This is a genomic window from Kitasatospora sp. NPDC059973 (assembly GCF_042737525.1).
Lineage (GTDB): Bacteria > Actinomycetota > Actinomycetes > Streptomycetales > Streptomycetaceae > Kitasatospora.
Genome location: NZ_JBHWUI010000007.1, coordinates 36,598 through 49,156 on the forward strand (window position 1 = coordinate 36,598; position 12,559 = coordinate 49,156).

The 12,559-nt window shown below is 73.3% G+C and carries 10 protein-coding genes; 2 read left to right on the forward strand and 8 right to left on the reverse strand.

Annotated elements, in window-relative coordinates:
• Positions 1-24: 24 nt before the first annotated feature.
• Both ACFWA9_RS03530 and ACFWA9_RS03535 read right to left on the reverse strand, forming a co-directional pair.
• Positions 25-897: an ABC transporter permease gene (locus tag ACFWA9_RS03530; protein WP_380382754.1), complete on the reverse strand. Its 873-nt coding sequence runs from the start codon at positions 895-897 to the stop codon at positions 25-27.
• Positions 894-3,728: an alpha/beta fold hydrolase gene (locus ACFWA9_RS03535; protein ID WP_380382756.1), complete on the reverse strand. Its 2,835-nt coding sequence runs from the start codon at positions 3,726-3,728 to the stop codon at positions 894-896. Before ACFWA9_RS03535 ends, ACFWA9_RS03530 begins: the two co-directional genes overlap by 4 nt.
• Before the next feature lie 86 nt (positions 3,729-3,814).
• Here ACFWA9_RS03535 and ACFWA9_RS03540 point away from each other — a divergent pair, with 86 nt between their 5' ends.
• The gene (locus tag ACFWA9_RS03540; protein ID WP_380382758.1) at positions 3,815-4,114 is read left to right on the forward strand and encodes a hypothetical protein; all 300 of its coding nucleotides are present in this window, start codon (positions 3,815-3,817) and stop codon (positions 4,112-4,114) included.
• Here the strand turns inward: ACFWA9_RS03540 and ACFWA9_RS03545 are convergent.
• The 4 genes from ACFWA9_RS03545 to ACFWA9_RS03560 all read right to left on the reverse strand — a co-directional run bounded on the left by ACFWA9_RS03545 (position 4,111) and on the right by ACFWA9_RS03560 (position 6,882).
• Complete coding sequence (locus ACFWA9_RS03545) at positions 4,111-4,581, reverse strand: GNAT family N-acetyltransferase (protein ID WP_329487245.1); 471 nt, start codon at positions 4,579-4,581, stop codon at positions 4,111-4,113. The genes ACFWA9_RS03540 and ACFWA9_RS03545 overlap by 4 nt on opposite strands.
• Position 4,582: 1 nt before the next feature.
• The gene (locus tag ACFWA9_RS03550) at positions 4,583-5,521 is read right to left on the reverse strand and encodes an RluA family pseudouridine synthase (protein WP_329487246.1); all 939 of its coding nucleotides are present in this window, start codon (positions 5,519-5,521) and stop codon (positions 4,583-4,585) included.
• Between the two features lie 33 nt (positions 5,522-5,554).
• The gene (gene lspA / locus ACFWA9_RS03555; RefSeq protein ID WP_352287138.1) at positions 5,555-6,166 is read right to left on the reverse strand and encodes a signal peptidase II; all 612 of its coding nucleotides are present in this window, start codon (positions 6,164-6,166) and stop codon (positions 5,555-5,557) included.
• Between the two features lie 209 nt (positions 6,167-6,375).
• The gene (locus tag ACFWA9_RS03560; RefSeq protein ID WP_359834327.1) at positions 6,376-6,882 is read right to left on the reverse strand and encodes a TraR/DksA family transcriptional regulator; all 507 of its coding nucleotides are present in this window, start codon (positions 6,880-6,882) and stop codon (positions 6,376-6,378) included.
• Between the two features lie 605 nt (positions 6,883-7,487).
• Between ACFWA9_RS03560 and ileS the strand changes: the two genes are divergently transcribed.
• Positions 7,488-10,616, forward strand: a complete 3,129-nt coding sequence (ileS, locus tag ACFWA9_RS03565) for an isoleucine--tRNA ligase (protein WP_380382761.1) — start codon at positions 7,488-7,490, stop codon at positions 10,614-10,616.
• 223 nt (positions 10,617-10,839) lie between these two features.
• Here the strand turns inward: ileS and ACFWA9_RS03570 are convergent, their stop codons facing one another.
• On the reverse strand, positions 10,840-12,165 hold the full coding sequence (locus ACFWA9_RS03570) for a DivIVA domain-containing protein (protein WP_380382763.1): 1,326 nt from the start codon (positions 12,163-12,165) through the stop codon (positions 10,840-10,842).
• 59 nt (positions 12,166-12,224) lie between these two features.
• Positions 12,225-12,506 carry a YggT family protein gene (locus ACFWA9_RS03575; protein WP_148645520.1) on the reverse strand — a complete coding sequence of 94 codons (282 nt, stop codon included), beginning with the start codon at positions 12,504-12,506 and terminating at the stop codon, positions 12,225-12,227.
• Between the last annotated feature and the right edge of the window lie 53 nt (positions 12,507-12,559).

A 12,559-nucleotide genomic window follows, 5' to 3' on the forward strand; every position in this document is an offset into this window, starting at 1 on the left:
ACCCCCTCCGCAGACGCAGGCTCCTCAGGACACCACGTCCTTGCGCGCGAACCTGCGGAACGCCAGCGCCAGCAGCACCACCGCGTAGGAGAGCGACAGCGAGACGCCCTGCACCATGCCGCCCCACTCCAACTGCGGCTGCAGGGCGTCCGCCCAGGCGTACTGCCAGTGCGCGGGAAGCCATTCCCGCAGGTCACCGAGGGCGGTGACGGCGTCCAGCACCCCGGTGACGATCGAGGCGAACACCGCCCCGCCGACCGCGCCCAGCGGCGCGTCGGTCGCGGTGGAGAGCCAGAACGCCAGCGCCGCGATCACGACCTCGCTCAGGAACACGAACGCCACCGCGAGCGCCAACCGCGGCAGTGCCTCCGTCGCCGACAGGGTCGCGCCGGTGGGCAGCTTCAGGTCCCCCCAGCCGTACGCGGCGGTGCCGACCAGCAGCCCGATCGTCGGCAGCAGCACCACGGCCGCCGCCGAGAAGGCCAGCCCCACCACGAACTTGCGGGCCAGCAGTCGGGCCCGGGGCACCGGCGCGGCCAGCAGGTAGCGCAGCGAGGACCAGCTGGCCTCCGAGGCCACGGTGTCCCCGCAGAACAGCGCCACCGGGATCACCAGCAGGAAGCCGGTGCCCATGAAGAGCAGGGTGGTCGCGAAGTTCGGGCCGGAGGCGGTGGCCAGCTCGATGAAGCTGGTCCGGTCGGCCCGCCCCGGCGTGCCGCCGATCTGGAACGCCGCCAGGATCACGAACGGCATCGCGGCCAGCACCCCGCCGATCACCAGGGTGCGCCGGCGCCGCAGCTGGCGCAGGGCCTCGATCCGCAGCGGAAGCGTCCGCCCGGGCCGGTACCCGGGCGCGTGGTCCGGTGAGACGTGGTCCGGTGACACAACGGCGCTCACGCCGCACCTCCGATCAGCGACAGGAACGCGTCCTCCAGCCGGCGGTGCGGTCCGGCCCGCTCCACCGGCACTCCCAGGCGCACCAGCTCGGCCAGCAGTTGGCTGGCCGCCATGCCGTCCAGCCGCACCAGCAGCCCGCCCTCGACCACCTCCACCGAGCCCACGCCGACCACGGCGCCCGCCTTGTCGGCGGCCACCGCCAGCTCCGACGGCCCGAACGAGTCGGGTGTGCCGATCAGCAGGTGCTCGCCCGCGCCGATGATCTCGGCGACGGCGCCCGCCGTGACCAGCCGGCCGCGGTCCATCACCACCAGGTCGGTGCAGCTCTGCTCGACCTCCGCCAGCAGGTGGCTGGAGACGATGACGGTCCGGCCGGCGGCGGCGTAGCGCACCATCACCTCGCGCATCTCGCGGATCTGCGGCGGGTCGAGCCCGTTGGTCGGCTCGTCCAGGATCAGCAGGTCCGGCAGGCCGAGCATGGCCTGCGCGATGGCCAGGCGCTGCCGCATGCCCTGCGAGTAGGTCCGCACCGCCCGGTCCAGCGCCTCGCCGAGCCCGGCGATGGCGAGCGCCTCCGCCAGGTGCGCGTCCGCCTCCGGGCGGCCGGTGGCCTGCCAGTACAGCCGCAGGTTGGCCCGGCCGCTCAGGTGCGGCAGGAACCCGGCGCCCTCGACGAAGGCGCCGACCCGCGACAGCACCGGCGCGCCGGGCCGCACCAGGTGGCCGAAGATCCTGATCTCGCCGGCGTCGGGCCGGATCAGGCCCATCAGCATCCGCAGCGTGGTGGTCTTGCCGGCGCCGTTGGGCCCGAGCAGCCCGAGCACCTGGCCCTGCTCCACCCGGAAGCCCACGTCCCGGACGGCGTACCGGTCGGTGGCGCCCTTGTAGCGCTTGCCGAGGCCGGTGATCTGCAGCGGCACCTCGGCCAGCGCCGGGTCGTAGGCCGGCCCGCGGGCGGTCCGGCCGCGCCGGCGCAGCCGCGGCAGGAGCAGCAGCGCGGCCGCCACCGCGACGGCGATCAGCGGCAGCACCCAGGTCCGGGCCGGCAGCGGGGCGGCCTCGGTGACCAGCTCGGCGACGGTCGGCGCGGTGACCGGGCCGACCAGGGAGACCCGGTAGGTGGCCGGCTCGGCCGGCGAGGCGTACGCCAGGTCGGTCGCGGCGAGCACCAGCCGCAGCCGGTGCCCGGCGGCGAAGGTGTGGTCGACGGTGGGCAGCGCCACCGTGACGGTCCGGCCGCCGGGCGCGTCCGCGCCGGTCACCCGGAGCGGGGCGGACAGCTGCTGCGGCAGGGTCTGCTTGCCGTCCGGCGCGACGTCGTACAGCTTGGCGAAGAGCACCGCGTCCGGCCGGTCGGCCGCGACCTTCACCGTGACCGTCGGCTGCCCGGTCAGGTGCAGTTGCCCGTCCAGCGGCGCCGAGTCGAACCCGGCGTACTGACCGGGGAAGTCGAGCGAGAGCCCGGCCCCGAGCGAGGCGGCCTGGCTGAGCGCGCCGATGCCGGGCAGCGCGGAGATGTTGGGCGGCGCGCCGCCGGGCGGGTTGGCGAAGGTCTGCTCGGCGCCCGCCTTGCCGCCGGTCAGCTCCACCTGCCGCGAGCCGGTGCCCGCCAGGCCGGGGTAGGCGTCGGCGGAGGCGCCGCGCAGCACGGCCTGGAAGCCGGTGGAGTCCACCCCGCCGGTGCGGGTCACCCGGAACGCCGGCCCGGTGGAGCCGGCCGGGTCCTGCCCGGCCGGCTCCTTCAGGTACCGGTCGAACCAGGCCCCGACCCGGTCGTCCACCCGGGCGCTGGTGTCGGTGCCGCCGTCGTGCCCGCCGGCGAACCAGTCCACCGCGACCGGCGCGCCGTTGGCCGCGACCGCCCGGGCGATCGCATCGCCCTGGTCGAGCGGGAACAGCGAGTCCTGCTGGCCCTGGACGACCAGGGTGGGCGCCTTGAGCCGCCCGGCCACCGAGGACGGGCTGGAGCGGTCCAGCAGGGCCACGGCCTCCGGATCGGCGTGACCGGCGGTCGCCACCCGGTCGTACATCCGGCAGAGCTCGTCCAGGAAGCGGCCGCAGCCGACCGTCGCGTCCGCCGAATCGCCCGGGGCCTGCTGCGGCCCGGTGCCACCGCGCGGGGCCTCGCCCGAGGGGCCGAGGTCCCCCGCCGAGCCGGTGGTGAAGAAGATGCCGGCCCAGAGCTTCTTGAACACGCCGTCCACCGCGCCCGAGCCCCGCACGCCCTGCGGGAACAGCGCGTCGGCCAGGTTCCACCAGGTGATCTGGCTGGCCACCGCGTCGATCCGGCTGTCGTACGCGGAGCCGAGCAGCGACACCGCCCCGCCGTACGAGGCACCGGTGATGCCGACCCGCGGGTCGCCCGGCCCGTCGAGGCGCACCTCGGGCCGCTGGGCCAGCCAGTCGACCAGGTGCCGGACGTCCTCGACCTCGCGGTCGGGGGCGTTGAGGCCGATCCGGCCGCCGGAGCGGCCGAAGCCGCGCGCCGACCAGGTCAGCACCGCGTAGCCCTGCCGGGCGAGCTGCTGGGCGCGCTCGCGCTCACCCTCCTTGGAACCGCCGAAGCCGTGGGCGAGCAGGACCGCCGGGCGGGGACCCGTCCCGGTCGTGAAGAACGAGGTGTCCAGCTGGACCGAGGCGTCGCTGCCGGGCGTCTCCGGCATGCTGAGGAAACGATCCTCCTGCCGGACGGGCTCGTCCCCGCCGGCGGCCACCGCCACCGCCGTGCCGACTCCGGCCACCACCACCAGGGCCACCGCCGCGGCCAGCACTCTTCGTCCGACAGCCGTTCCGCGGCCGCGCCACCGACGCCACGCCCCACCGAGCTCCATGGTCGGTGATCGTATCCGCCGTGCCGGTAGGCGTCCGATAAGGCCGCCCGGGCCGGGCCGCGCCGAGACGCCCGATTCATCCGGCTATGCCCGGGTATCGTCCGCCCGTCCCGCCCCGTCCCGCCCCACTGCCCGACGACGAGGTGCCTGCGCTCCGGCCGCTGATCGCCCTGCTCGCCGCCGCCCCGCGGGAGCGGATCCACCGGCACGACGACGGCCCGCACCACCTGGTGCCGCTGTTCCTGCTCGGCTCCGTCGGCCGGCTCACCGTCCGGGTGGTGGCGGCCGGCCTGGAGGCGGCGTTCAGCCGCGACGAGCCGGCGCCGACGACTGCGCACGGAGGAGCACCCCGGTCCCGGCGCGACCCGGGACCGGACCGGCCCTAGAGCACCCGGGTCATGGTCCGGTGCGGGATCCCGGCGTCGTCGTAGACCGGCCCCTCCGCCGTGTAGCCGAGCCGCTCGTAGAAGCCCAGCGCCTGCACCTGCGCGTGCAGCTCGACCTCACGGGCGCCCCGCCCGCGTCCGGCCGCCTCGACGGCGCGGACCAGCTCGGCGCCCAGCCCGGTACCGCGCGCCGCCTTCACCACCGCGAGCCGGCCGAGCAGCACCCGGCCCGCCGTCCCGCCGGTGAGGGCGAGCGCCTGCGGGCCGTGGATCAGCCGGGCGGTGCCGAGCGGCTCGCCCTCCGGTCCGACCGCCAGCAGGTGCTCGGAGGTCGCGTCGAGGTCGTCGTACTCCAGTTCCTCGGGCACGCCCTGCTCGGCGATGAACACCTCGTGCCGGACGCCCCGCACCAGTGCCAGGTCGTCCGCGCCCTCGGCCACCCGGATCCGCGCCGCGAAGGAGCTCATGTCAGCTCTCCGCCGAGATGATGTCCAGCGCCCTGCGCAGGTCCTCGGGGTACTCGCTGCCGAACTGCACCCACTCGCCGTCGGCCGGGTGCTCGAAGGCGAGCGAGACCGCGTGCAGCCACTGCCGGGTCAGCCCGAGCCGCTTGGCCAGCGTCGGGTCGGCGCCGTAGGTCAGGTCGCCCACGCAGGGGTGGCGCAGCGCCGACATGTGCACCCGGATCTGGTGGGTCCGGCCGGTCTCCAGCTTGATGTCCAGCAGCGAGGCGGCCCGGTAGGCCTCGATGAGGTCGTAGTGGGTGACGGAGGGCTTGCCCTCCTGGATGACCGCCCACTTCCAGTCGGAGCTGGGGTGGCGCCCGATCGGCGCGTCCACGGTGCCGCTCATCGGGTCCGGGTGGCCCTGCACCAGCGTGTGGTACTTCTTCTCGGTCACCCGGTCGTGGAACTGGCGCTTGAGGTCGGTGTAGGCGCGCTCGGACTTGGCGACCACCATCAAACCGGAGGTGCCCACGTCGAGCCGGTGCACGACGCCCTGGCGCTCGGCGGCGCCCGAGGTGGAGATCCGGTAGCCGGCCGCGGCTAGGCCGCCGATCACGGTCGGACCGGTCCAGCCGGGGCTGGGGTGGGCGGCGACGCCGACCGGCTTGTCGACGAGCACGATGTCCTCGTCGTCGTGGACGATGCGCATGCCCTCGACATGCTCGGCGACGATCCGCACGGGCGCGGCGGGGGCCGGGATCTCGACCTCCAGCCAGGAGCCGGCGGTGACCCGGTCCGACTTGCCGGCCAGGGCGCCGTCGAGCGTCACCTTGCCGTCGGCTGCCAACTCGGCGGCCTTCGTCCGGGAGAAACCGAACATCCGGGCGAGGGCGGCGTCGAGACGCTCGCCCTCCAGGCCGTCGGGTACGGGGAGGCTGCGGATCTGCGCTGCGGTACTCACCCGTACGAGTATGCCGGACGCGGGAGCCGCCCCTTACGCGGTCGGGCCGGGCCGGTCCCCGTCGGCGTCGCCCCCGGCCGCCCCGTCCTTGCCGCCCGCGCCCTTGCCGGCCGGCTGGTGGACGGTGCCGTCCGGGTTGCTGCCGCGGAAGGAGAGCAGCACCACCAGGATGCCGCCGCAGACGATCGCCGAGTCGGCGAGGTTGAAGACGGCGAAGTGCTGGACGGAGATGAAGTCCACGACGTGGCCGCGGAAGGCGCTCGGCGAGCGGAACAGCCGGTCGGTCAGGTTGCCCAGCGCCCCGCCGAGCAGCAGCCCGAGCGCGATCGCCCAGGGGAGGCTGTACAGCCGGCGGGCGATCCGCCAGATGACCACGATGACCGACGCCGCGATCACGGTGAAGACGATGGTCAGCGCCTGGCCCATGCCGAACGCGGCGCCGGAGTTGCGGATCACCTGGAAGGTCACCACGTCGCCGATCACCTTGATCGCCGCGTGGTTCTCCAGGCGGGCGACCACCAGCAGCTTGGTCCCCAGGTCGATCAGGAAGGCGACCAGCGCGACGCCCAGCAGGACACCGATCCGCCGGCGCCCCTTCGGTGCCTCCTGCTCGACCGGAGCGGTCACCTCACCGGGCTCGGCCACGGCCTCCTCCAGGGCTTCGGCGGGGGTCGGGACGGACTCGTCCCGCGTCTGGGGGGAACCTTGCGTACTGATGATCCGCTCCGCTGCCGATGAGGGTCCCCCGGGGCCGAAGACCGGGGGAGAGTGGGCCGGTGGTCGCCGACCTCGACGAGTCAGGCGACGTTACGGGGTCGAGCGTACGGCAAGCCCGACCCCCCGCGTCGCCCCGGTCAGCGGCGTTCCTGCTTGGCCTTGCACTGGACGCAGAGCGTCGCCCGGGGGAAGGCCTGCATGCGGGCCTTGCCGATGGCCTGGCCGCAGGACTCGCAGGTCCCGAAGCCGACGCCCTCCAGCCGGCCCAGGGCCCGCTCGACCTGCGCGAGGCTGTCCCTGGCGTTGTTCGCCAGCGCCAGCTCGCTCTCCCGCGAGATGTTCTTCGTACCGGCGTCGACCTGGTCGTCGCCGGCTCCGTCGTTGGAGTCCCGCATCAGCCCGGTGATCGCGGCCTCGGCGGCGCCGATCTCGTTCTGCAGCCGGTCCAGCTCACTGATCAGCTCGGCGTGCAGTTCGTGCACCTCCTGCGAGGTCCACGGGTCCTCGCCCGGGCGGACGGGAAGCTCGGCCGGGTCCACGGCCTCCGCGCCGCCGCCGCGGACCGCCGCGGCGGGGGTGCGGGTGCGGCCGGGGGCCACGAGCGCGGAATCGTTGCTGGTCTTGTGCCGTGCGGTAGTGGTCACGGTCCCCTCCCCTGGTTCGCCTGCCACGGCCTTGCGGGCCCGCTTGGTGGCGGTACCCGCGCCGGTTGCCTCATCAGCCATGGCTTCGACCCCATCTACGAACGAATCGAGCCGCCGGTTCCCGGCGGCCTCCAGTGCCGGAACGATAATCCCCATCAAAACCGGTCACAACATGACATACCGACGCCTCACCATGATCCCACCCAGGCAGCCGTCACAACCGCCCCGCCCCGCGCGCTGACCTGAGTTGTGCCCAGAACACCCCCGCCTAACCGCCTCCGCGCGCCGTCGCGGCGGCGGACAAACCGACTTGCGGCTGCCGATAGACTGGGCCGGCAAGGCGCAGATGGGACGAGTACCGACGTACGCAGCCACCAGCGACCCGGGGACGGTGCGAGCCCGGGGGTGTGCGCGGCGGGAAGATCACCCCGGAGCCGCCGGAAGAACGGCCGCTGGTCAGCCCAGCGGCCCGGTAGAACCGGCAGCAAGCCCAAACAAGAGGGTCGCAGCAGCACCGCGGCCAAGGAGGGTGGTACCGCGGGGCGGCTCGCCGTCTCGTCCCTCCGTCGGATCCAGCCGATATCCGCCGGAGGTTTGACACCGCGATGACCACCTACAACGCCGTCCCCGCGCAGGTGGACCTGCCTGCCCTCGAACACCAGATCCTCTCGTTCTGGCAGGACAGCAAGATCTTCCAGCGCAGCCTGGAGCAGTCCGAGGGCCGCCCCGAGTGGGTGTTCTACGAGGGCCCGCCGACCGCCAACGGCATGCCCGGCGCCCACCACATCGAGGCCCGCGTCTTCAAGGACGTCTTCCCCCGCTACCGGACGATGAAGGGCTACCACGTCGCCCGCAAGGCCGGCTGGGACTGCCACGGCCTCCCCGTCGAGCTGGCCGTCGAGAAGGAGCTGGGCTTCTCCGGCAAGCAGGACATCGAGGCGTACGGCATCGCCGAGTTCAACGCCAAGTGCCGCGAGTCGGTGACCCGCCACACCGACGCCTTCACCGAGCTCACCACCCGGATGGGCTACTGGGTCGACCTCGACGACGCCTACCGGACGATGGACCCGTCCTACGTCCAATCGGTCTGGTGGTCGCTCAAGCAGATCTTCGACAAGGGCCTGCTGGTCCAGGACCACCGGGTCGCCCCCTGGTGCCCGCGCTGCGGCACCGGCCTGTCCGACCACGAGCTGGCCCAGGGCTACGAGACCGTCGTCGACCCCTCGGTCTTCGTCCGCTTCCCGCTCACCTCCGGCCCGCTGGCCGGCGGGGCCGCGCTGCTGGTCTGGACGACCACGCCGTGGACCCTGGTCTCGAACACCGCCGCCGCCGTCCACCCCGAGGTCACCTACGTGGTGGCCACCGACGGCACCGAGCGGCTGGTCGTCGCGGAGCCGCTGCTGGCCAAGGCGCTCGGTGAGGGCTGGGAGGCCACCGGCGAGTCGTTCACCGGCGCCGAGATGGAGCGCTGGGCGTACCGCCGCCCCTTCGACCTGGTCGAGATCGAGGACGCGCACTACGTCCTCAACGCCGACTACGTCACCACCGAGGACGGCACCGGCATCGTCCACCAGTCCCCCGCCTTCGGCGCGGACGACCTCGCGACCTGCCGCCGCTACGGCCTGCCGGTGGTCAACCCGGTGCTCGCCGACGGCACCTTCGCGCCCGAGGTCCCGCTGGTCGGCGGCCAGTTCTTCAAGAAGGCCGACGAGGCCCTGGTCGCGGACCTCCAGGAGCGCGGCCTGCTCTTCCGCCACCTGCCGTACGAGCACAGCTACCCGCACTGCTGGCGCTGCCACACCGCGCTGCTCTACTACGCGCAGCCGTCCTGGTACATCCGGACCACCGCCGTCAAGGACGCGATGATCCGCGAGAACGAGTCCACCAACTGGTTCCCGGAGACGGTCAAGCACGGCCGCTTCGGCGACTGGCTGAACAACAACATCGACTGGGCGCTCAGCCGCAACCGCTACTGGGGCACCCCGCTGCCGATCTGGCGCTGCGAGGAGAACCACCTCACCTGCGTCGGCTCGCTGGCCGAGCTCTCCGAGCTGACCGGCACCGACCAGAGCGGCCTGGACCCGCACCGCCCGTACATCGACGACGTCACCTTCGCCTGCCGCGAGTGCTCCGGCACCGCCACCCGGGTGCCCGAGGTGATCGACGCCTGGTACGACTCCGGCTCGATGCCCTTCGCCCAGTACGGCTACCCGTACCAGAACAAGGAGCTCTTCGAGAAGCGCTACCCGGCGCAGTTCATCTCGGAGGCGATCGACCAGACCCGCGGCTGGTTCTACACGCTGATGGCCGTCGGCACCCTGGTGTTCGACCGGAGCAGCTACCAGAACGTCGTCTGCCTGGGCCACATCCTGGCCGAGGACGGCCGCAAGATGTCCAAGCACCTGGGCAACATCCTGCAGCCGATCCCGCTCATGGACCAGCACGGCGCGGACGCGGTGCGCTGGTTCATGGCGGCCGGCGGTTCGCCCTGGTCGGCCCGCCGGGTCGGCCACGGCACCATCCAGGAGGTGGTCCGCAAGACCCTCCTCACCTACTGGAACACCGTCGCCTTCCAGGCCCTGTACGCCCGCACCTCCGGCTGGGCGCCGTCCGCGAGCGACCCGGCCCCGGCGGCGCGGCCGCAGCTGGACCGCTGGGTGCTCTCCGAACTGAACACCCTGGTCCGCGAGGTCGACGCGGCCTTCGAGGCGTACGACACCCAGCGCGCCGGCAAGCTGCTCTCCGGCTTCGTCGACGACCTCTCCAACTGGTACGTCCGCCGCGGCCGCCGCCGCTTCTGGCAGGGCGACGCCGCCGCGCTCGCCACCCTGCACGAGGCGCTGGAGACGGTCACCCGGCTGATGGCCCCGCTGACGCCGTTCATCACCGAGCGGGTCTGGCAGGACCTCGTCGTCCCGGTCGCCCCGCAGGCCCCGGCCTCGGTCCACCTGGCGGGCTGGCCGGAGGCGGACGAGGCGCTGATCGACGCCGACCTCTCGCGCCACATGGCGCTGGTGCGCCGGCTGGTCGAGCTGGGCCGGGCCACCCGCGCCGAGTCCGGTGTGAAGACCCGTCAGCCGCTCTCCCGCGCGCTGATCGCCGCCCAGGGCTGGGAGGAGCTGCCGGCCGACCTGCGCGCGCAGATCGCCGAGGAGCTCAACGTCTCCACCCTGGAGTCGCTGGCCGAGGTCGGCGGCTCGCTGGTCGACACCACCGCCAAGGCGAACTTCCGGGCGCTCGGCAAGCGCTTCGGCAAGGGCGTGCAGGACGTGGCCAAGGTGGTCGCGGCCGCCGACGCCGCGGTGCTCGCCGCCGAGCTGCGCGCCACCGGCAGCACCGGGGTGGAGCTGAACGGCGAGCGGATCGAGCTGGGCCCGGACGAGGTGATCATCACCGAGACCCCGCGCGAGGGCTGGGCGGTCGCCAACGAGTCCGGTGCCACCGTCGCCCTCGACCTGGCCATCACCCCGGAGCTCAAGCGCCTCGGCATCGCCCGCGACGCGATCCGGCAGATCCAGGAGGCCCGGAAGAACTCCGGCCTGGAGGTCTCCGACCGGATCGTGCTGCGCTGGCAGGCCGCCTCCGACGAGACCACCGAGGCGATCACCGAGCACGGCCCGCTGGTCGCCGAGGAGGTGCTGGCCACCGACTTCGCGGCGGGCGCCGCCGACTGGGAGTCCGAGACCTTCTCGGACGAGGGCCTCGGCCTGACCTTCCGGCTCCGCAAGGCCTGACCCGCACGGCCTGACCAGCAAGGCCCGACCCGTCGGGCCCGACCCGCACGGCGAAGCCGCCGCCGCCCCACCCGGGGTGGCGGCGGCTTCGCCGTCTCCGGAGCCCGCGCCCCGGCGCCCGGTCGCACCGGCGCTCACCCGGGGGCGGGCGCACAGACGAGGGCGCCCCCGTCATGACCCGGAAGTCACGGCAGGGGCGCCCTCGAAATGCCTGGCTACAACCTCAGTTGTCGCCGTCCTCGTCGATCAGGAAACCGCGCATCGGCGCCGGCGCCTGCTGCATCGGCTGCGGCGGCTGCGGGCGGACGGCGGCCATCGGCTGCGTCATCCCGGCCGGCTGCATCTGCGAGGCACCGGAGTTGCCACCGGAGGACTGCCCGCCGAAGCTCGGCGCACCGTTGTTGCCGCCGAAGGAGCTCTGGCCGCCGAACGAGGGCTGGTTCCCGCCGAAGGACGGCTGGTTGCCACCGAAGCTCGGAGCACCCCCGCTCATCGCGGACGCACCGGCCGGAGCCATCGACGACGCGGCCGGCGGCAGCGAGGCGGTGGCCGGGATGCGCGGCGGAGCGAGCGAGTCGTCCGCCTGCGACTCCAGCTGGCGCAGCTGGGTCTCCAGGTAGGACTTCAGACGCGTGCGGTACTCACGCTCGAACGCCCGCAGGTCCTCGACCTTGCGCTCCAGCGTGGCCCGCGCGGACTCCAGGGAGCCCATCGCGACGCGGTGCTTCTCCTGCGCGTCCCGCTCCAGGGCGTCGGCCTTGGCACGGGCGTCGCGCTCCAGACCCTCGGCCCGGCTGCGCGCCTCGCCGACGATCTTGTTGGCCTCGGAACGGGCCTCCGAGATCGCCTGGTCCGCGGTCTGCTGGGCGAGCGCCAGCACGCGGGCCGCGCTGTCGCCGCCGGGGCCCTGCTGCTGCTGCATCGGAGCGCCCATCGGGCCGCCCATCTGCTGCGGCTGGCCCATCGGGCCGCCCATCTGCTGCATCTGCTGCTGGCCCATGCCCTGGCCCATCGGGTTGCCCATCTGCTGCGGGCCACCCGGACCGCCCATGGGCTGGAGCATCTGACCGCCCATCGGCTGCACCAGCTGCTGCTGGCCGCCCATGGTCTGGTTCATCTGCTGCTGCTGGCCGCCCATCGGGCCGCCCTGGCCGGACGGGAGCTGCGGGGCACCGGACGGCAGGCCGAGGGGCTGGTTGCCCATCTGCTGCTGCTGCTGCGGGCCGCCCATCTGCTGCGGACCGCCCATCTGCTGCGGACCGGGGCCCTGCTGCTGCCCGGGCACCGGCGGGCCGGATATGGCGGCCGGCACCGGGGCGCCGGGACGCGAGTCCTGCGGCGGCTCCTTGCGCATGTTGGCCTGGTTCTGCGCGGCGGCACGGGTCGCGGCGGCCAGCTTGGCGCGCAGGTCCTCGTTCTCGCGGAGGAGGCGGGTCAGCTCCGCCTCGACCTCGTCGAGGAAGGCATCGACCTCGTCCTCGTCATAGCCTTCGCGCAGGCGGACGGTCGTGAACTGCTTGTTCCGAACGTCCTCGGGGGTCAATGGCATCTCTTCACCTCAACGTGATCGTCGGCACACCGGCATCCTGTCGCATCGCTCACCTACGACTAGGGCCGCACAAGCGAGATCAGGACATACACAATGATCATCAGTACGAAGAAGGACAGGTCGAGCGCCACGCCCCCGAGACGCAACGGCGGAATGAACCGCCGAAGAAGCTTGAGCGGCGGATCCGTGACAGTGTACGTGGCCTCCAGGACCAGGACCATGGCCTTGCCGGGCCGCCACGAACGTGCGAACTGGAAGACCCAGTCCATCACCAGCCGCACAAGCAGGAACACCAGGAAGACGGTCAGCGCGTAATAGAGCACCGCCCACACGATCCCCATCGCGCTTCCCTCTCCCCGGTTCTCGGCCCTTCGGCCGTGCCGCCTGTCACTAA